18 protein-coding genes and 2 pseudogenes are annotated in these 19,547 nt (G+C 71.7%); 7 read left to right on the forward strand and 13 right to left on the reverse strand.

All coding sequences use genetic code 11. The annotated features are described in order from the left end of the window. Positions 1–11: 11 nt before the first annotated feature. From B1L11_RS06815 to B1L11_RS06830, 4 genes and pseudogenes are all read right to left on the reverse strand, one after another. The gene (locus B1L11_RS06815) at positions 12–752 is read right to left on the reverse strand and encodes a type II secretion system F family protein (protein ID WP_179155014.1); all 741 of its coding nucleotides are present in this window, start codon (positions 750–752) and stop codon (positions 12–14) included. Continuing rightward, positions 749–1,926, reverse strand: a pseudogene (locus B1L11_RS06820) (TadA family conjugal transfer-associated ATPase). The gene B1L11_RS06815 and the pseudogene B1L11_RS06820 overlap by 4 nt, the downstream one beginning before the upstream one ends. After that, positions 1,923–3,008: a septum site-determining protein Ssd gene (gene ssd / locus B1L11_RS06825; RefSeq protein ID WP_079313700.1), complete on the reverse strand. Its 1,086-nt coding sequence runs from the start codon at positions 3,006–3,008 to the stop codon at positions 1,923–1,925. The pseudogene B1L11_RS06820 and the gene ssd overlap by 4 nt, the downstream one beginning before the upstream one ends. A gap of 943 nt (positions 3,009–3,951) precedes the next feature. After that, positions 3,952–4,728: a Fic family protein gene (locus B1L11_RS06830; protein ID WP_079313701.1), complete on the reverse strand. Its 777-nt coding sequence runs from the start codon at positions 4,726–4,728 to the stop codon at positions 3,952–3,954. A 260-nt stretch (positions 4,729–4,988) separates the two neighbouring features. Here B1L11_RS06830 and acs point away from each other — a divergent pair, with 260 nt between their 5' ends. From acs to B1L11_RS06850, 4 genes are all read left to right on the forward strand, one after another. Continuing rightward, complete coding sequence (gene acs / locus B1L11_RS06835; protein ID WP_079313747.1) at positions 4,989–6,965, forward strand: acetate--CoA ligase; 1,977 nt, start codon at positions 4,989–4,991, stop codon at positions 6,963–6,965. Between the two features lie 286 nt (positions 6,966–7,251). After that, complete coding sequence (locus tag B1L11_RS06840) at positions 7,252–7,749, forward strand: phage holin family protein (protein WP_079313702.1); 498 nt, start codon at positions 7,252–7,254, stop codon at positions 7,747–7,749. Then, positions 7,739–8,659, forward strand: coding sequence for an alpha/beta fold hydrolase (locus B1L11_RS06845; protein WP_079313703.1), 921 nt, complete (start codon positions 7,739–7,741; stop codon positions 8,657–8,659). The genes B1L11_RS06840 and B1L11_RS06845 overlap by 11 nt, the downstream gene beginning before the upstream one ends. Positions 8,660–9,053: 394 nt before the next feature. Next, complete coding sequence (locus tag B1L11_RS06850; protein ID WP_239108649.1) at positions 9,054–9,440, forward strand: DUF309 domain-containing protein; 387 nt, start codon at positions 9,054–9,056, stop codon at positions 9,438–9,440. Between the two features lie 57 nt (positions 9,441–9,497). Here the strand turns inward: B1L11_RS06850 and B1L11_RS06855 are convergent, their stop codons facing one another. The 3 genes from B1L11_RS06855 to nth form a co-directional block, all read right to left on the reverse strand. Continuing rightward, positions 9,498–10,688, reverse strand: a complete 1,191-nt coding sequence (locus B1L11_RS06855; protein ID WP_079313704.1) for a MarP family serine protease — start codon at positions 10,686–10,688, stop codon at positions 9,498–9,500. 87 nt (positions 10,689–10,775) lie between these two features. Continuing rightward, positions 10,776–11,423 (reverse strand): CoA pyrophosphatase, encoded by a 648-nt coding sequence (locus B1L11_RS06860; RefSeq protein WP_079313748.1) that lies wholly within the window; start codon positions 11,421–11,423, stop codon positions 10,776–10,778. Positions 11,424–11,526: 103 nt separating this feature from the next. Next, the gene (gene nth / locus B1L11_RS06865; protein ID WP_079313705.1) at positions 11,527–12,264 is read right to left on the reverse strand and encodes an endonuclease III; all 738 of its coding nucleotides are present in this window, start codon (positions 12,262–12,264) and stop codon (positions 11,527–11,529) included. 341 nt (positions 12,265–12,605) lie between these two features. On the opposite strand from nth, the gene B1L11_RS06870 reads away from it, so the two are divergent. Continuing rightward, the gene (locus B1L11_RS06870) at positions 12,606–13,286 is read left to right on the forward strand and encodes a Crp/Fnr family transcriptional regulator (RefSeq protein ID WP_030506761.1); all 681 of its coding nucleotides are present in this window, start codon (positions 12,606–12,608) and stop codon (positions 13,284–13,286) included. A 4-nt stretch (positions 13,287–13,290) separates the two neighbouring features. Here the strand turns inward: B1L11_RS06870 and B1L11_RS06875 are convergent. The 5 genes and pseudogenes from B1L11_RS06875 to B1L11_RS06890 all read right to left on the reverse strand — a co-directional run bounded on the left by B1L11_RS06875 (position 13,291) and on the right by B1L11_RS06890 (position 16,561). Continuing rightward, a pseudogene (locus tag B1L11_RS06875) lies at positions 13,291–14,081 on the reverse strand (MBL fold metallo-hydrolase). Next, positions 14,078–14,902, reverse strand: a complete 825-nt coding sequence (locus B1L11_RS06880; RefSeq protein WP_079313706.1) for an NUDIX domain-containing protein — start codon at positions 14,900–14,902, stop codon at positions 14,078–14,080. Before B1L11_RS06880 ends, B1L11_RS06875 begins: the two are co-directional and overlap by 4 nt. A 93-nt stretch (positions 14,903–14,995) precedes the next feature. Then, positions 14,996–15,457: a RidA family protein gene (locus tag B1L11_RS06885; protein ID WP_079313707.1), complete on the reverse strand. Its 462-nt coding sequence runs from the start codon at positions 15,455–15,457 to the stop codon at positions 14,996–14,998. Beyond that, positions 15,457–15,609 (reverse strand): DUF4177 domain-containing protein, encoded by a 153-nt coding sequence (locus tag B1L11_RS44930; RefSeq protein ID WP_143737071.1) that lies wholly within the window; start codon positions 15,607–15,609, stop codon positions 15,457–15,459. Before B1L11_RS44930 ends, B1L11_RS06885 begins: the two co-directional genes overlap by 1 nt. A gap of 37 nt (positions 15,610–15,646) precedes the next feature. Continuing rightward, positions 15,647–16,561 carry a slipin family protein gene (locus B1L11_RS06890; protein ID WP_256862287.1) on the reverse strand — a complete coding sequence of 305 codons (915 nt, stop codon included), beginning with the start codon at positions 16,559–16,561 and terminating at the stop codon, positions 15,647–15,649. A gap of 228 nt (positions 16,562–16,789) precedes the next feature. On the opposite strand from B1L11_RS06890, the gene B1L11_RS06895 reads away from it, so the two are divergent. Together B1L11_RS06895 and B1L11_RS06900 are read left to right on the forward strand one after the other, a co-directional pair. Next, positions 16,790–17,830 (forward strand): ArsA-related P-loop ATPase, encoded by a 1,041-nt coding sequence (locus tag B1L11_RS06895; protein WP_079313709.1) that lies wholly within the window; start codon positions 16,790–16,792, stop codon positions 17,828–17,830. A 43-nt stretch (positions 17,831–17,873) separates the two neighbouring features. Further along, positions 17,874–19,013: an ArsA family ATPase gene (locus B1L11_RS06900; protein WP_079313710.1), complete on the forward strand. Its 1,140-nt coding sequence runs from the start codon at positions 17,874–17,876 to the stop codon at positions 19,011–19,013. Between the two features lie 48 nt (positions 19,014–19,061). On the opposite strand, the gene B1L11_RS06905 is transcribed toward B1L11_RS06900, so the two are convergent. Beyond that, complete coding sequence (locus tag B1L11_RS06905) at positions 19,062–19,358, reverse strand: WhiB family transcriptional regulator (protein ID WP_030506755.1); 297 nt, start codon at positions 19,356–19,358, stop codon at positions 19,062–19,064. Positions 19,359–19,547: the final 189 nt, after the last annotated feature.

Consider the following 19,547-nt stretch of genomic DNA (forward strand, 5'->3'; position numbering starts at 1 on the left):
GCGCCGTCCGATCACGGCACCGTCAGTTCCTCCGCCCGCGTGACGAGCCGGTGGGTCCACCAGACGCCGACGGCGTCGAGGGCGAGCCCGACGACCAGGCAGGCGAACCCCGCCGGGCCGCCGAACAGGAACACCAGCGGATTCATGCCGAGTCCGGCGGCCATCAGCAGGCCGAGCACGGGCAGTCCCGCCAGCATCCGGGCGGTCGCCCGAGGTCCGGAGAGCTGGGCGGCCACCTCCTCCCGATGGGCCTGTGCCTCCCGCAGAGAGGCGCACACCCGTTCCACCAGCGCGGTCAGGCCGCCGCCCACGGCCACGCTCACCCGCCAGCAGGCGGCCAGCCGGACGAGGCCCTCGCCGCCGCGGGCGGGGGCGGCGTTCACCAGGGCCGCGGCGACGTCGCCGCCATCCCGGGCGGCGGCGACCACCGGGGCGAGCGCGGCCGGATCGGGAGGGCTGACCGAGGAGATGGCCCGCGCGAGGGCATCACCAGGAGTCCTCCCCGCCGACAGTTCGGCCGCCAGGCTCTGGCACAGCTCGATGGACGCCGCCCGCCAGGCCGCCGCCGTCGCCCCTGGCAGTGGACGGCGGGTGAGTGCCACCCAGAACCTGCGCATGTCCCTTGGCCGCCGCGTCCGGGTGAGGAACGCCAGCCGTGTCGTCCCGGAATCCGGCCCGGCCCACACCCAGGCGGCGAAGAAGGCGGCGAGCATCGCGGCCAGCCCCGTGAGCAGCCCACCCGGCGGCGTCATGACGGCCACGAGGCCGGGCAGCGTGCTCGTAGCGCGTCGAAGGACGGGCCCCGGCGGGCCCGGCCTTCCGGGTCGAAGGTCAGGGCCGGAACCGCCGTCACCAGGCCGGACGGGCCGCGTTCGAGCACGCAGATCTCCGACACCCGGCGACGGCCGCCGCCCGCCTCCCGTACGAGGTGGATGACGAGGTCGAGCGCGGCGGCGATCTGGCTGTGCACCGCCTCCCGCGACAACCCCGCCGCACAGGCCAGAGCCTCCAGCCGTGCGGGCACGTCGGCGGCGTTGTTGGCGTGCAGCGTGCCGCAGCCCCCTTCGTGGCCCGTGTTGAGCGCCGCCAGGAGGTCGACGACTTCCGCTCCGCGCACCTCGCCCACCACCAGGCGGTCGGGCCGCATCCGGAGGGCCTGCCGTACGAGATCGTGCAGCCCGACCCCGCCCGCGCCTTCCAGGTTCGGCGGCCGGGCCTCGAGCCGTACGACGTGAGGGTGCAGGGGCTGCAACTCGGCGGAGTCCTCGACCAGCAGCAGGCGCTCCGCCGGACCCGCGAGGGAGAGCATGGCGCTCAACATGGTCGTCTTGCCGGTGCCGGTGCCTCCGGTGACCAGGAACGCCAGCCGGGCCGCCATGATCGCACGGAGCACGGCGGCTCCGCCCTCCGCGGCGAGTTCCTCCACCGTGAACGCCCGCCGTGACGGCAGCCGCAGGGACAGGCAGGTCCCCTCTGCCGCGATCGGCGGGAGGACCGCGTGCAGGCGCACGCGCCGGCGAGCCTGGCGTCCACGTAGGGGCAGGCGTCGTCGAGACGACGCCCGGCCGCCGCGGCCAGACGCTGGGCGAGCCTGCGGACCTCATCGTCGCCCGGAAACGTCACGCTCGTCCTGCGCAGGCCGTCCCCGTCGTCCACCCATACCTCGCGCGGCCCGTTGACCAGGACGTCCGTGACGCCCGGCTCGGCCAGCAGGGCTTCGAGCGGGCCCGCGCCGATGAGGTGGGCGCGCAGCGTGCGAGCGACGGCCAGGACCTCGGCGTCCCCGAGCACGGCCCGCTCCGCGCGCAGGGCCGCCGCCACCTGGGCCTCGCTGGGAGCGGCCCCGGTCTGCGACAGCCGTACACGGACCGCCTCGACCAGATCCGCGCCGACCCCGGGAACGGTCACCGGTCCTTGGCGGGTCATGGGCCACCCGCCCCGGCGGACGGCCGGGTCCTGCCGGCCTGGGAGAGCCCGCCCAGGAGGGACTCGAGCAGCTCACCGCAGAAGCGGCCCAACGGGGATCGGCGCAGCGGCGGCGGGTCTCCCCGATCCAGCGTCTCCACGAGTCCGCGCACCTCCGGGAGCACGCCCGCGCACGGGACCGACAGAGAGGCCGCGACGATCTCCGGATCGAGGGTTCCGGCGCGCATCACCAGGCGCAGGTCGCCGGTCGCCGGCCGGAGCAGCGTCACGGTCTGGGCCGCCGCGAGCGCCCCGCGCAGGTCCGCGGGAACGACGACGATCGTCGCGGCGGCCCTGGCGAGCGCCTCCGCCTCGCCTTCGCCGACATGCCGGGGCAGGTCGACCACGACCAGGTCGCAGCCGCGTTGGGCGGCGTCGAGCACGACGCGCATCGCCTCCCGGGGTATGCGCACCGGATCGCCGCGATGCGCCGACAGCACGGTGAGCTCCCCGAAGGTCGGCAGCGCCTCCTGAAGGGCGGCGAAGCTCACCCTGCCCTCCCGCCCGACGACGTCGGGCCAGCGGGCGCCCAGAGCCTCCTCCTGGCCGAGTAGTACGTCGATCCCACCGCCGAGCGGGTCGGCGTCGACGAGGAGCGTGCGCAGCCCGCCGCGGGACGCCGTCAGCGCCAGGGACGCCGCGAGGACGGTGGCACCGGCGCCGCCCTTCCCTCCCGCGATGCACAGGACCGTGCCGGCCCTGGTCACGGGCTCGGCGGCGTCGCCGAACTCCTCCACGAGGAACCGCTCGGCCTCGGGCAACTCCAGCACGGTGTGCGCCCCCACGGCGACGCACCTGCGCCACATGTCGGGGTCGTCGGCCGTCCGCGTCACGACGACCACGTTCTGCCGGGGCGGCGGACCCGTGGCGGCCAGATCGTCGGCCAGGTCGCTGCCGACCACGACCAGCGGAGCCCGGATCCAGTACGGCCGGGCGTGGGCGGCCGCGTGGGCCACGTCGAGTTCGACGCCCGCGGCGGCGGCGATGCGGAGCAGATCGTCGAGAAGTTCCTGATCGTCGGTTATGGCCAGTGGGCGTGGCATCGGTGTCTCCCTGTCGTCCGGGACGACTCGGCGTTCGGGAGGACCACAATGCGAGAGGCCGCGACCGGCCCGGGAGAGCGAACCGCGTTCTGTGGACGAAGCCCGGCCTGTGGACAAGACCCGGGCAGTTCGGGTCGTCCACTAATGGCAGCAGGGCAAGTTGATCGAAAAGGGCGACCCCCGCCGGGGGGGGAGAGCGGGGGTCGCCTAGTGGTCCGGCTCTGGGGGGGGTAGAGCCGGTCCCGTATTAGAAGAAAGCTTTAAACAAGGGACCAGGGCATGGCAAGGGTTCCAACACCTCTGAGGCACACACGCCGTTCCGTATGGAGAGACACACCGTATGCTGCCTGATCACGAGAGGTACGTCGAGAACCCTCTCCAATCTGAGTAAAATTTTTTCCCAGAGTCAGTGTGGCATGTCGACAGGTGCGGTCGCAACGGGTACGGACGGCGGCCACGAGGAGTCACCGATCACACCTTGAATGCCGACATGCGGCATCAATGGGGACAGAAGTACAGGAATGACCCAAGTGACTCGGTAAAGCTCTTGGACGTAGGGGTTTCCATCCCGGGGAATCGGACGTAAAAAGGGATTACGGACCTGCGGGTCCGCGTACGGCATCGGGTACCCACGCGCGACCAGCCGCGGGAGGCGTGTCGAGACGGGCTTGACCCGCTCCGACAGATTCAGGTGCACGCTTGGTAACCCGGTGAAACGTACCGGCGACGGCGTTCCACACCAGGGACGCCGTCCGCTTTGTCCACACCAGCGCGCACGACAGCGGGACACGGCCCGACGGACCGTGCCCGCATCACCGCCGCCCCCGGAGGCCCGACACGGCCCGACGGACCGCGCCCACATCACCGCGACCCACGGCGGCCCGACACGGCCGACCGCACCTGCTCACACCATCGCCGCGCGCGGCGGCCCGTGGAGGGCGGATCAGCGGGACATGGCCTCGCAGATCGCCGTCGTCTCGCGGACGCCGAGGACGACCGCCGAGGCGCAGTGCCTCACCCAGGTGCCGACGCCCTCGCTCGTGCCCTTGAGATACGCCCTGAGGCCCTCGGCGTACGCCTCGCCGAGACTGGCGTGGCCCACCTCCACGACGGCGAGCGACTTCGGGTCGAGGCCGAGGTCGACCAGCGTGAGCCGCTCGGCGGCGCGGGCGACCAGGCCGTCGGCCACGCCGAAGGGACGCAGCACCGCCAGCTCCGCGTGCACGATCGCGGCGAGCACGAGGGCGGGCGCCGTGGTGGAATCCGTGACCAGCCCGGCGAGGGCCGACATGCGGGCAGCGGTCTCCTCCGGCCCGGGCGCCGGGCCGAGCCCTAGCGGATCGGCGGTCGTGGGCACGGTCCTGGGCCTGCCGGGGTCGGCGGTCAGCCCGGCCGCCGCCAGCGCGTGCAGCCGGGCGAGGACCTGCCGCGGCGCCGACCGCCACGTCGGGGCCAGCCGGCCGAGTTCGGCCGAGGCGCGCAGCGCACCCTGCACGACGGGATCGGTCACCTCGCCCATGCGCAGCGGCTCGAGCGGTACGTCCACGCCCTCGATCGCGGCGGAGGCACGTGCACCACGCAGGGCCGACTCGGCCGACACCTCGGGACTGCGCCGGCGCAGCACCCGGTGCCGATAGAGGCGGTCAACGGCCTCTCGGGCCTCCTGTACGGCCTCGGGCACGCCGGGCAGCCCGGCGATCACGGCCAGGGGATCGCTCACAGCCCCCGACCATACCCGCCGGTAGAAGGTCGTTCGCCGAGGAGGTGCGGCCGTTCAGCGCACAAAGGCGACGCCGGTCTCGGCCAGTTCCTCACCTATCGCTAAGTTGGCAGGTTATAGGCGGTAACCGGACAAAACGCCCCCACCCCGATTACTTGTACTTGACACCGCTCGCCTGGTGAAGTGGGACACGACATACCCCAGCTTGGCCGAGGCGGCCGAACGAGAGACAACTTTTAGACGCTGTGAAGGAGTACGGAGTGGCCACCGAGACCCCCGGTCAGGAAACCCAGGAGACGCTGTCGAACCTGCTGAGCGAGACGCGCCGGTTCGAGCCTCCGGCGGACCTGGCGTCGGCCGCGAACGTCACGGCGGACGCCTACGAGGAGGCCGCACAGGACCGGCTCGCCTTCTGGGAACGCGCCGCGGAGCGGCTGACGTGGGCGGAGCGCTGGGACACCACGCTGGAGTGGGAGCCGCCCTTCGCCAAGTGGTTCATCGGCGGCAAGCTGAACGTCGCCTACAACTGCGTCGACCGCCACGTGGAGGCCGGCCGGGGCGACAAGGTCGCCTACTACTGGGAGGGCGAGCCCGAGGGCGACAGCCGTACGATCACCTACGCCGACCTGCAGAAGGAGGTCGCGAAGGCGGCCAACGCGCTGCAGGAGCTGGGGGTGCGCAAGGGCGACCGGGTCGCGGTCTACATGCCGATGATCCCCGAGCTGCCGATCACCCTGCTGGCCTGCGCCCGGATCGGGGCGATCCACTCGGTGGTCTTCGGCGGCTTCTCCGCCTCCGCCCTGAAGAGCCGTATCCATGACGCGGACGCCAAGGTCGTCGTCACCGCCGACGGCGGCTTCCGCCGCGGCGCGCCCAGCGCGCTCAAGCCGACGGTCGACGAGGCCGTCGCCGAGTGCCCCGGCGTCGAGCACGTCCTCGTGGTGCGCAGGACCGGCCAGGACGTCGCGGTCACCGAGCGGGACGTCTGGTGGCACGACCTCGTGGACCGCCAGCCCGCCGAGCACGAGCCGGTGCCGCACGACGCCGAGGACCCGCTGTACATCCTCTACACCAGCGGCACGACCGGGAAGCCGAAGGGCATCCTGCACACCACCGGCGGTTACCTCACCCAGGTCGCCTGGACCCACCACGCGGTCTTCGACCTCAAGCCCGAGACCGACATCTACTGGTGCACGGCCGACATCGGCTGGGTGACCGGGCACTCCTACATCGTGTACGGCCCGCTCGCCAACGGCGCGACCAGCGTGATCTACGAGGGCACCCCGGACACCCCGCACCGCGGCCGTTTCTGGGAGATCGTACAGAAGTACAAGGTCACGATCCTCTACACCGCCCCCACCGCGATCCGTACGTTCATGAAGTGGGGCGACGACATCCCCGCGAAGTACGACATGTCGTCCCTGCGGGTGCTCGGGTCGGTCGGCGAGCCGATCAACCCCGAGGCGTACGTCTGGTACCGCGAGCACATCGGCGCGAACCGCTGCCCCGTGGTGGACACGTGGTGGCAGACGGAGACCGGCGGCATCATGATCAGCCCGCTCCCCGGCGTCACGGCCGCCAAGCCCGGCGCCGCCATGCAGCCGCTGCCCGGCATCGCGGCCGACGTGGTCGACGATCAGGGCAACTCGGTGCCGAACGGCGGCGGCGGCTTCCTCGTGGTCCGCGAGCCCTGGCCGTCCATGCTCCGGACCATCTGGGGCGACGACAAGCGCTACGTCGACACCTACTGGTCGCGGTTCGAGGGGATGTACTTCCCCGGCGACGGCGCCAAGCGCGACGAGGACGGCGACCTGTGGCTGCTCGGCCGGGTCGACGACGTCATGCTGGTCTCCGGGCACAACATCTCCACGACCGAGGTCGAGAGCGCGCTGGTCAGCCACCCGAAGGTGGCCGAGGCGGCCGTCGTGGGCGCCACCGACCCGCTGACCGGCCAGGCCATCGTGGCCTTCGTGATCCTTCGCGGCAGCGCGGAGGAGAGCGACGACATCGCCGCCGAGCTGCGCGCCCACGTGGCCAAGACGCTCGGCCCGATCGCCAAGCCGCGGCAGATCCTGGTCGTGCCCGAGCTGCCGAAGACCCGCTCCGGCAAGATCATGCGCCGGCTGCTGCGCGACGTGGCGGAGAACCGCTCGCTCGGCGACGTCACCACGCTGACCGACAGCTCGGTCATGAACCTGATCGCGGAGAAGCTGCCCAGCGCCAAGAGCGACGACTGATCGTGAGCCGCCCGATCTCGTGAGGAAGGCGTGGACGACCGGCGTCCACGCCTTTCCTCGTCTCCGCGCCGGTTTCCCCGTCTCCGTGTCCGGCCGCGGGCCAGTGCGCGCCGGGGGCGGCAGGGAGCGCACAGATCGCCTGAGCCGTCATATTCCGGCCGTCTGCGGGCAGGTCTTCGCGTGCGCGGCCTTCGGACTACGGTCATCCACAGGCGAGGGGGCTTCACGTGCACGTGCGCGGACGGGCACGAGATGATGTTTGATAGTCGCAGATAGGAGATCGCTCATGCCCGAGGACGAATCGCTCGGTGCGCTGGTCGCCCAGGCGAGCCATCACATCTCCACCCTCGTACGGTCGGAGATCGAGCTGGCGAAGGCCGAGCTCAAGTTCGACGCGAAGCGGGTCGGCATGGCCGCCGGGCTGTTCGGCGCCGCGGCCTTCATCGGGCATCTCTGCCTGATCCTGGCCTCGTTCGCGATCGCGTACGCCCTCGTGGCCGCGGGGCTGGCCACGTGGCTGGCGTTCACGATCGTCACGGTGTTCTACCTCCTGATGGCCGGGTTGCTGGTCCTCGTCGGCTACCGCCGGCTCAAGGGACTGACCGGCATGAAGCGCACCAGGCGGAGCCTGCGCGGCCTGGCGGGGCCGGAGGAGGCGGAGGAGGAGCTGCCGGAGAGGGTTCCGGCCCCCGCGCCGCGGCCCGCGGCTCCGGCGCCGCCGTACACGGGGCCGACCGCCGGGCAGGTGGGCGCCCACCGGGAGTCCGTGAGCGATGCCGGTTGACGAGACGCTGATCGAGGTCGACGGCCCCTGGGCACACCGCGTGGTGCACGCGGGCGGTGTGCGGTTCCACGTGGCCGAGGCCGGAGACGGGCCGCTGGTCCTGCTGCTGCATGGGTTCCCCCAGTTCTGGTGGACCTGGCGGCATCAGCTTCCCGCGCTGGCGGAGGCCGGCTACCGGGCCGTCGCCGTCGACCTGCGCGGTTACGGCACCAGCGACAAGCCCCCGCGCGGCTACGACCTGCCCACGCTGGCCGTGGACGCGGCGGGCCTGGTGCGGGCGCTCGGCGAGACGAGCGCGATCGTGGTGGGCCACGACTGGGGCGGCCTGCTGGGCTGGACGATGGGCGTCCTCGACCCGAAGGTGGTGCGGCGGCTGGTGCCGGTGTCGGCGCCGCATCCGCTGCGCATGCGCTCCGCGCTGTTCACCGACCCTCTCGGGCAGCTCAGGGCCAGCCGCTACGCCCTGGGATTCCAGCTCCCCTTCCTGCCGGAGCGGAAGCTGACCCGCAGGGGCGGCGCCGCGGTGGGCAGGCTCGTCGAGCGGTGGGCCGGGCCGCAGTGGCCGGGCGACGGCGTGACGCGGGTGTACCGGGATGCGATGCGGCTCCCGGCTGTGGCGCACTGCGCGCTGGAGTACTACCGCTGGTTCGCCCGGTCCCAGCTCCGCCCTGACGGCTTCCGCTACGCCCGTCAGATGCGCGCGGAGATCGAGGCGCCGACGCTGCAACTGCACGGCGCGCTCGACCCGTGCATCCTGCCGCGGACCGCGCAGGGTTCCAGCAGGTTCGTGGCCGCGCCGTACCGGTGGCGGCTGATCGAGGGCGCCGGGCACTTCCCGCACGAGGAGCGCCCCGAGCAGTTCAACGCCGAACTCGTCTCCTGGCTCTCCGACCCCGAACCCGACCGCTGAACCCGACCACTGAAACCGACCGCTGGATCCGATCGCTGAATCCGACCGCTGAACCGGTCGCTCAACCCGCCGCTGACCTGGTGTCCGGCGCCGGGCATGGTCCCGCCGTCGCCCGTCTCACCCGCCGTGAGCGCCCCAGTGTGGCCGCCCCGGCTGCCCGATCGGTACCCGTGATCTTGTAGAAGATAGTAGAAATGTGCCCTGAAGTGGCCCAACTTCCTGGTTGATCTCCGGGTGCTCCGGGAGATCACCGCCGCTTCGGCCGCTCTGAACCGCCCACGCGCCCTGCGGAGAGACCATGCGTGACCGTGACGAAGCGGGTCGCCCCCGCAATGCACGCCCTCGCGACGAGTACGGCAGGCCGCTCCCCAGAGGCACAGAGGGAGTGCCCCGGGTGCCGGACGACTACGCCCCCGCCGCCGAAGAGGCGCTGGAGGAGGCCAGGAAACTGCTCGCGGCGGGCCGGCCGTTCCACGCCCACGAGGTGCTGGAGGCCCGCTGGAAGACCGGCCCGGCCGAGGAACGCGAGTTGTGGCAGGGGCTCGCGCAGATATGCGTCGGTCTGACGCACATCCAGCGCGGCAACCTCTCCGGCGCCGCCGCCCTGCTGACCCGCGGGTCCGCCCGGCTCGGCGCGTACGGCTCCACCCGGCCCTACGGGCTGGACCTGCGGGCCCTGGCCGTGGAGGCCGACGCGGTCACGACCGCCATCGACGAGGGGAACGCCGACGCCGGCTCCGCCGTCGCCGCCATCCTGGCCCGCCTGACCCCTGACGCTTAGCGAGACGCCGTCAGGCGACCTCCGGGTACGCTCCCAGCAGGAGAGCCCGACCCGCCCTCAGTCGCAGTCCTGGGTGCCCACGCGGACGACGGCGCCGCTGCCGTCGTTGGCGTCGGGCATGACCTCCTCCGCCGTGAGGGCGTAGCCCGTCTCCGGCTGGTCCGTCGCGGCGGCGAAGATCACTCCGAACACCCGGCCGTCCGGGCTCAGCAGCGGCCCGCCCGAGTTGCCCGGCTGGACCTTGCCCCGGATGGCGTAGACCTCGCGCTCCACCCTGCGCTGGTTGTAGATGTCGTACGACTCGGCGCGCTGCTTGATCCTGATGCGCGCGGCGAGCGGCGTGAAGGGGTGTCCCTTCGGGTAGCCGGCGATGATCGCGCTGTCGCCCTTGTCGGCGTTCATGTCGAAGCGCAGCGCGTTGATCGGGAGGCCGGGGACGAACAGGACCGCGATGTCGCGCTCGGGGTTGTACAGGACGACCCGGGCTTCGTACTGGTTGCCCTCGTAGTCGGTCACCCGCAGCCCCTCGGTGACCCCGGCGACGACGTGGGCGTTGGTCATGATCCGCTGGCGCGCGTAGACGAACCCGGTGCCCTCGATGCGCTTGCGGCAGCTCGGGGCCGTGCCCTGCACCTTGACGATCGCCCTGCGGGCCCGGACGAGGGCGGGGCTGCTGTTGATCAGGCTCTGGTCCGGCGGGGGCACGTTCTGGCCGCCGATGGAGGTGATGACCTGCGGCCACTCGGACGTGTTGACGAAGTCCCTGAACGGCTTCTGCATGTCCCGTACGCCGTCCGGGATGGCCTCGTCGACCGTCTGCCACACGACGGATCCGTTGATCTGGTCCTTGATCAGCGGCTGGCCGAAGCTCATCGAGACCATCAGGGAGCCGAGCAGCCAGGCGATGGCCAGAACCGACAGACCGCTGGCGACCGAGCCGCCGAAGGCGTCGACGGCCTTGGCCGGCTCCCATGTGACGTGGCTGCGGGCCACCGCCCCGATCGTCGAGGACGCGAACTGCCCGATCGTCGCCGCCAGGAAGACGATGACGATGGCTAACAGGGCCCTCTCGATGTCGCCGCTGACGATCGCTCCGGCCAGGGGCGGCGCGATGAACAGGCCCAGGAGGGCGCCGCCGACGAATCCGATGAAGCTGAAGGCCCCGATGATGAAGCCCTGCCGGTAACCGGATACCGCGAAGGCCACCACCAGGCCGATCAGGATGAGATCCAGAAGATCGCCGCGCACAGTTTCCACGGTATAGGCACGCCACTCGTCGTGTGCGGGCGTCTGCCGGGTCTCGTCGCCATCCGCGGCGTACGAGCACCCGCGGGCTCAGCCCCGCGCGGCCAGGTCGACGACCTCGGGGGGCAGATCCTCGACCCGCGACCGGTCCCAGGGACGCTCGAAGCCGGCCGCGGTCAGCACGCCGTCCAGCACACCGGCGGTGAACCCCCACACGAGCAGGCCGCGTACGCGGAACGCCACGGAGGGGCCGACGCCGCGCGGGTGGCGCAGCCGCAGCCGGTTGGCCGGGTCCACCAGCTCCGCGACCGGCACCCGCTCGACGGTCTCGACCTCGTCGGGAGACGCGGCGTGCACGGCGCAGGGCGTGTGCCACCAGGCGAGCACGGGCGTCACCCGGTTGTCGCTGCGCCAGACGTAGAGCTCGGGCATGGTGCCGACGACCTCGACGCCCGAGGGGTCGAGCCCGGTCTCCTCCTGGGCCTCGCGCAGGGCCGCGCCGATCGGGCCGTCGTCGCCGGGATCGACGCCGCCGCCGGGGAACGCGGGCTGACCGGCGTGCACCCGGCCCTTCGAACTGCGCTGGATGAGAAGAATGTCGGGGCCTTCCGGCCCCTCGCCGAACAGCAACAGCACCGCCGCCGAGCGGCCGGCGCCGTTCGCGGGTGGTCGCAACGCGGTGGGAACAGGGCTGTGCGCGGCCTTCGCGGCCAGCTCCGTCAACCAAGGGGGAGCCACGACCACCTCCACATCGTCACACCGCTGTCACACCGGGCACGCGCGGGCCCAGGCGTGCCGTACAACCACGCGAGAGCACGCGAGCTTCCCGATCACCGCGTATTCACGAGAACGGGCCCGGCCGCACCAGCTTGCGCGCCTCGTCCGCGTCCGTCGGGCCCGTGCCGTACGACGGGCAGAGCGCGGCGAGCGGGCACACGCCGCAGGCGGGCTTCCTGGCGTGGCAGATGCGCCGGCCGTGCCAGATCAGCCGGTGCGACAGCATCGTCCACTCGGACTTGGGGATCAGCTCGCCGACCTCGTGCTCGATCTTCACGGGATCGGTCTCCGTCGTCCAGCCGAAGCGCCTCGTCAGCCGCTGGAAGTGCGTGTCGACGGTGATGCCGGGGACGTCGAAGGCGTTGCCGAGCACGACGTTCGCGGTCTTGCGGCCCACGCCGGGGAGCTTGACCAGGTCGGCCAGCTTGCCCGGGACCTCCCCCTTGTGGCGTTCGCAGAGGGCCTGCGCCATCCCGATGATGCTGTTGGCCTTCGCCCGGAAGAACCCGGTGGACTTGATGATCTCCTCGAGTTCGGCGCGGTCGGCCCCGGCGTAGTCGGCCGCGGTCCGGTACTTCGCGAAGAGCACCGGAGTGACCATGTTGACCCTCTTGTCGGTGCACTGCGCCGAGAGGATCGTGGCGACCAGCAGCTCCAGGGGGTTGCCGAAGTCGAGCTCGCAATGGGCGTCGGGGTAGGTCTCGGCCAGGATCCGGTTGATTCGCCGCGCCCGCCGCACGAGTCCCAGGCGGGTCTCGGCCTGGCGCTGACGCCGTCGGGGAGCGGCCGTGTTCGTCGCCATGCCGCAAGCGTAGGGCCTCGCGTCCGCGGCCCGCGCCGAGAGCATGTCTTGCCATACATGCCACATATGCAGCCTGTATTTGCCAATTTGTCCCTATGGCGCGCAATACACTGTGCCCGTAGGGGGACGACCGGCTGCCCGGCCGGTCGAGTGCGCAATGGGCGTAAGGATAGGTTTCCGCCAAGATTGTGTTGTTTCGCCAGGCACGACGCACACGAGTGCGAGCCGGGAGCTACGCCCATGCGACGTAACGGGACACCCCGTAAAGCGCCGTGGAAGGCGTGGGTCACAATGGCTAGCACGGAGCCGGCGACCGAGCGCGCCCGCAGCAAGGAGGCACCGTGAGCACCGAGGAAGTACTGAGCAAGGCGCCGCTGTTCTCCGCGCTCGACCGCGAGAGCGCCGCGGCTCTGCGTACGAGCATCACCGAGGTGGAGCTGCCCAAGGGCCGCACCCTCTTCAGTGAGAACGAGACGGGCGACCGGCTCTACGTGGTGCTCGAAGGCAAGATCAAACTGGCGCGTACGGCCCCCGACGGCCGGGAGAACCTGCTGAGCGTGCTCGGCCCCGGCGAGATGTTCGGCGAGCTGTCGCTGTTCGACCCCCGTCCGCGTACGGCCTCGGCGATCGCGCTGACCGACGTGCGCCTGGCGGGGCTGGGCCACGACGACCTGCGGCCGTGGCTGACCGGCCGGCCCGAGGTCGCCCTCCACCTGCTGCGCGCCCTGGCCCAGCGGCTGCGCCGCACCAACGACGTGCTCGCGGACCTCGTCTTCACCGACGTGCCCGGCCGGGTCGCCAAGCAGCTCCTGGACCTGGCCGACCGCTTCGGGCAGAAGACCGACGACGGCATCCGGGTGCACCACGACCTCACCCAGGAGGAGCTCGCCCAGCTCGTTGGCGCCTCGCGGGAGACGGTCAACAAGGCCCTGGCCGACTTCGCCCAGCGCGGCTGGCTGCGCATCGAGGCCAAGGCCGTGGTGATCATGGACAGGGAGCGGCTCTTCAACCGCTCCCGCTGAGCCGCTAGAGCGTCTTGAGGTAGTTGAGCTGGGCCGCCACCGACATCTCGGCGGCCGGCCACAGTGACCGGTCCACCTCGGCGTAGACCATCTCGACGATCTCGCGCGCGTCCCTGGCGCCCCTGCGGATCGCCTCGCGGATCTGGTCCAGCCGCTCGCGCCGGTGGGCGATGTACGCGTCGAGCACCCCGGCCGGATCGGGCAGGACGGGCCCGTGACCGGGCAGCAGCGCCGTGGCCTCCAGCATCTCGGCGCCCTGCCTGAGCCGGTCCAGGCTGCGCAGGTAGTCGCCGAGGTCCCCGTCGGGGGCGATCACGGTCGTCCCCCGGCCGAGGATCGTGTCACCGGTCAGCATCGCCCGGTCGCCGGGCAGCCAGAAGCACAGCGAGTCGAACGAGTGCCCGGGCGTGCCGACGACCCGCACCTCCACGTCGCCCGCCGTCACCACGTCGCCGTCGGCCAGGCCCTCCTCGCCCAGGCGATGGCGGGATCGAGCGCCCGCACCGGTGCGCCGAGCATCCGCCCGAGCGTCCCCGCGCCCTCGCTGTGGTCGGGGTGGCCGTGCGTGAGCAGGACGGCGGTCACCCGGCGGCCGTCCACCCGCTCGGCGACCCGCCGCAGGTGCGCCTCGTCGTCCGGGCCGGGGTCCACGACCAGTACGGCGTCCGCCCCGCCGACGATCCACGTGTTGGTGCCGTCGAGGGTCATCGGCGACGGGTTGGGCGCCAGCACATTCACCGCGCTGGCCGTACCGGAGCCGTCCGGTCCCTCCACCGGGATGCGCAGACCGCTCACTCGGCCGCCTTTCCTGTCTCGGGAATCATGAGCACCATCCGCCCGTCCACCTCGGCGGGCTCCGGCAGGACGGTCGTGATCGACCGGGGGCAGGCGAGCACGTCGCCTGCCGACTCGAACGCCGCCATCTCGGCCAGCGTTTTGAAGGTGGGCGGCAGCACGTGGGCCGTTCCCGCCCTCGCGGCGGCCAGCGCGTCACGAGGTCGCATCCAGGCCACGCCGGACGCCTCCCCGCCCACGTCACGCGTACGCTGCCCCGGGGGCAGAGCCGCCACGAAGAAGCGGGTGTCGAAGCGCCGGGGCTCCACGATCGGCGTGATCCAATGCGCCCACGCCTTGAGCAGGTCGGACCTGAGCACGAGACCGCGCCGGTCGAGGAACTCGGCGAACGACAGCGTGCGCGCGATCAGCGCGAGGCGGTCGGCCTCCCAGTCCGGGCCGGTCGTGTCCGTCACCACCGTGTCCCGGCCGGGCCCGGCCAGGAGCACGCCCGACTCCTCGAACGTCTCCCGTACGGCGGCGCAGACGAGGCCCCGGGCCGTTCTCTCGTCGGCCCGGAAGACCTCGCCCCACTCGGCCGGCGACGGGCCCGCCCAGGCCACGGTGTGGTCGGCGTCCCGCGGGTCGACCGATCCGCCGGGGAACACATAGGCGCCGGCGGCGAAGGCCATCGTGGCCTTACGCCTGAGGAGGTACACCTCCAGGGGGTCGTCGCGCAGCAGCACCACCGTGGCCGCGTCCCTGGCGGGGACGGGAGCCAGGCGGCCGGCGAGGATCTCCCGCGCCCGCTCGCCGACCTCGCCGGGCAGCGGAAACCCCATGAGGCCCTCCAGAACAACGATCGGGTCAACCGGCCCCCATGCTCCCCCACGCGTTCACGGAACCGCAAACCCCGGTTCCGGTCGGCTGGACGGTCAGCGGACCTCCGCGATGACCTCCACCTCGACCGGGGCGTCGAGCGGGAGGACCGCCACGCCGACCGCGCTCCTCGCGTGCTTGCCCGCCTCGCCGAACACCTCGCCGAGCAGTTCGCTGGCCCCGTTGACGACCTGCGGCTGCCCGGTGAAGCCGGGGGCGCTCGCGACGAACCCGACCACCTTGACGATCCTTACGACCTGCGACAGGTCGCCCACCAGCGCCTTGATGGCCGCCAGGGCGTTGACCGCGCAGATGCGCGCCTGCTCCTTGGCCTCCTCGGCCGACACCTCCGCGCCGACCTTGCCGGTGACGCCCAGCTCGCCCTTCACGAGCGGAAGCTGGCCGGAGGTGTAGACGTGGTCGCCCGTCCGTACGGCGGGCACGTACGCGGCCAGCGGGGGCACGACCTCGGGCAGCGCGAGCCCGAGCTCGGCGAGCCGCTCCTCCGGGGTCGCCATCACTTCGCCCGCTTCATGTAGGCGACCAGCTGCTCGGGGTTGGGCCCCGGGATGACCGAGACGAGCTCCCACCCGTCTTCGCCCCAGTTGTCCAGAATCTGCTTCGTGGCGTGCGTGAGCAACGGCACGGTGACGTATTCCCACTTGGTCATGGGCAAAGGCTATCGAGGCACAGCGCGCCGGGGATGCTCAGGAACGCGGTTCGGTCCGCGGGGCGTGGGCGGGCACGTCGAACGCCGTTCCCGGCAGGTCGGCCGGGGCGTCGATGGCGGGCAGCTCGCCCAGCGCCTCCTCGACGGGCTCGGGCTCCTCCGCCTTCTGGGTGGCGGCGGGCGCCTCGGCGGGAGCCATCTTGTCGAAGAAACGCAGCAGCTCGACCGGCAGCGGCATGACCAGCGTGCTGTTCTTCTCGGCCGCGACCTCGACCACGGTCTGCAGCATGCGCAGTTGCAGGGCCGCCGGGTCGGACGACATTTCCCGGGCGGCGGCGGCCAGCCGCTTGGACGCCTGGAACTCGCCGTCGGCCGTGATGATCCGGGCGCGCCGCTCCCGCTCGGCCTCCGCCTGCCGGGACATCGACCGCTTCATGCCCTCGGGCAGCGCCACGTCCTTGATCTCGACCCGCTCGATCCGGATGCCCCACGGTCCCTCGGTCGGCTCGTCGATGACGGCCTTGAGCTGGGCGTTCAGCGCGTCCCTGTCGGACAGCAACTGGTCCAGCTCCGACTGGCCGATCACCGAGCGCAGCGAGGTCTGGGCCACCTGGGAGACCGCGAAGAGGTAGTTCTGGACGTTCACGACCGCCTTGATCGGGTCGATCACCCGGAAGTAGACCACCGCGTCGACGCGTACCGAAACGTTGTCCCTGGTGATGCCCTCCTGCGCGGGCACCCCCATCGTGACGATCTGCATGTTCACTTTTTGCATGCGGTCGACGATCGGGACGATCAAGTGCAGACCGGGCCCCCGCACCTCCTGCTGGATGCGGCCGAGCCGGAACACGATTCCGGTCTCGTACTGCTGGACGATCCGCACACCCCGGGCCACCGCGACGATCAGGGCGAAGCCCAGGACCACGACCAGCGTCAACAGCACCGACTCCACGGCCGGCACCTCCTTCGTCGACCGGATTGGGCAAGCACCCATTGTCCAACCCTTACCCAATCGACGCGTAAGCCGTACCTCGGGTTCCGGCTCGGGACGACCCCCGCGAATCGGCAGGTAACCCTTGGGTAGCCTTCCTCAGGTGGGCGAGTGGAGCAGGCACGCCGACGGGAACCACCGCGCGACGACCCGCGCACGCGATCTCGCCGGCCGTCCGGAGGAGGCACGGTGAGTCAGCCGACCAGCAGTCGCGGCGGGAGCAACGGGGAGGCCCGTGACACCGACTGGGACGGCGTGCGCCTGCACGTGGTGAGCGGCAAGGGCGGCACCGGGAAGACGACGGTCGCCGCCGCGCTCGCGCTGGCCCTCGCGGCGGGCGGGCGCAAGGTGCTGCTCGTCGAGGTCGAGGGACGGCAGGGCATCGCCCAGGCGTTCGACCTGCCGCCGCTGCCGTACGAGGAGCGCAAGATCGCCGTGGCGCCCGGCGGCGGGGACGTGTACGCGCTGGCCGTCGACCCCGAAGAGGCCATGCTCGAATACCTCGAGATGTTCTACGGCATCAAGCGCGTGGGCAAGGCGCTGACCCGCATGGGCGTGGTCGACTTCGCCACGACCATCGCCCCCGGCCTGCGGGACGTCCTGGTCACCGGCAAGACCAGCGAGGCCGTACGGCGCCGCGACAAGCTGGGCCGGAGGGTGTACGACGCGGTCGTCATGGACGCGCCCCCGACCGGACGGATCTCCCGCTTCCTCAACGTGACGCAGGAGGTCGCCGGGCTGGCCCGGGTCGGGCCCATCAAGAACCACGCCGACCTGGTGCGGGGCGTCCTCGCCTCCCCGGAGACGGCCGTCCACTTCGTGACGCTCCTGGAGGAGATGCCCGTCCAGGAGACGCTGGACGGGATCGAGGAGCTGCGGACGACCGGCCTGCCGGTGGGCGGCGTGTTCGTCAACATGGTGCGCCCCGCCGGGTTGCCCGAGGGCGTGCTGAAGGCGGCCTGCCAGGGACGCTTCGACTCCGCCGAGCTCGCGCTCGGCCTCAAGGCGGCCGGGCTGACGGACGGCAGGGCCGACGCCTCCGCGGTCGCGGAGGCGCTCGCCCGGGAGGTGTGCGAGCACGCCCAACGGACCGAGCTGGAAAAGCGCGAGCGCGTCGCGCTGGAGGAGGCCGACGTGCCCCGCTACGACCTGCCGCTGCTGCCCGACGGCGCGGACCTGGCCGGGCTCTACGAACTGGCCGACGCCCTGCGCGCCCAGTGCGTGGTGTGAAGAGTGCGCGGCGTGACCCTTCGACCGAGTGAGAGGCTGAGCTGTGACCAGGACGGCGCCCGCGCTGGACATCGACGCGATCTTGGATGACCCGGACACCCGGATCATCGTGTGCTGCGGCTCGGGCGGTGTCGGCAAGACCACGACGGCCGCGGCCCTCGGGCTCCGCGCCGCCGAGCGGGGCCGCTCGGTGGTCGTCCTGACCGTGGACCCCGCCAGGCGGCTGGCCCAGGCGATGGGCCTGACCGAGCTCGACAACACCCCGAGACGCGTACACGGTGTGGACGGCGCCGGAGAGGCCGGCGGCGAACTGCACGCGATGATGCTCGACATGAAGCGGACCTTCGACGAGATCATCGAGGCCCACGCCGACCCCGAGCGCGCCCAGCAGATCCTGACGAACCCCTTCTACCAGTCGTTGTCGTCGAGCTTCTCCGGCACGCAGGAGTACATGGCGATGGAGAAGCTGGGCCAGTTGCGCCGCTCGAACGAGTGGGACCTGATCGTGGTGGACACCCCGCCGTCGCGGTCGGCGCTCGACTTCCTCGACGCCCCCGAGCGCCTCGGCCGGTTCCTGGACGGCAGGCTCATCCGCATCCTCACGGCCCCGGCCAAGGCCGGCGGGCGCAGTGCGTTCAAGCTGCTCAACGCCGGATTCGGAATGGTCGCGGGCATCCTGACCAAGGTGATCGGGGCCCAGGTGCTCCGGGACATCCAGATGTTCGTCACCGCGCTCGACGCGGTGTTCGGCGGGTTCCGCCAGCGCGCCGAGCAGACGTACCGGCTGCTCCAGGCGCCCGGCACGGCGTTCGTCGTCGTCGCCGCGCCCGAGCGCGACGCGATGCGCGAGGCGTCCTACTTCGTGGAACGGCTGGCCGACGAGCGCATGCCGCTGGCCGGGCTCGTCGTCAACCGCGTGCACCGGCCGCTGGCGCCGTCGCTGTCGGCGGCACGCAGCTCCGCGGCCGCCGAGGACCTGGACGCCAGGGGCGAGCACGAGCTGACCGCGGCCGTGCTGCGGTTGCACGCCGGAAGGATGCAGCTCGCCTCGCGGGAGCAGCGCCAGCAGGAGCACTTCACCTCGGCCCATCCGACGGTGCCCATCGCGCAGGTGCCCGCGATGCCCGAGGACGTGCACGATCTGGCGGGACTTCGCCAGATCGGGCAACTCCTCGCGTCCTGAAGGCGTGATATCCGGCGTCCCGCTTCGCCGCGGGACGCCGCGCCGGGCTCAGCCGGCGATCAGCTCGTTGGTCCGCTCGTACTCCTCCTTGGCGGACTCCAGCAGGTCTCGCCAGGACTCCACGTCCGGCCTGCGCCTGAGCAGCGCGCGCCGTTCCCTCTCCGTCATCCCGCCCCACACCCCGAACTCGATGCGGTTGTCCAGCGCATCGGCGAGGCATTCGGTACGGACGGGGCATCCACGGCAGATGAGCTTGGCCCGGTTCTGGGCGGCGCCTTGCACGAAGAGTGCGTCAGGATCCGCACCCCGGCAGGCGGCACGGGAGGTCCAATCCGTGATCCACATGTTCGACCCCACTCCCCTTAGGTGGTCAGTCGTCGTTTCGGCCGACGGGCGCGGGCGTCGGGCCTCCTGATTGCAGTAGCCGCAGAGGAGAAAGTACGCAACGAAACGATCGAACCGACATACCCCGGGGGGACCAAATTCGTGCATGGTCATGTCAGGCCATGTGGCCGGGAATGACTAGTCCCCCCC

The organism is Microbispora sp. GKU 823 (genome assembly GCF_002027145.1).
GTDB classification, from domain to species: domain Bacteria; phylum Actinomycetota; class Actinomycetes; order Streptosporangiales; family Streptosporangiaceae; genus Microbispora; species Microbispora siamensis.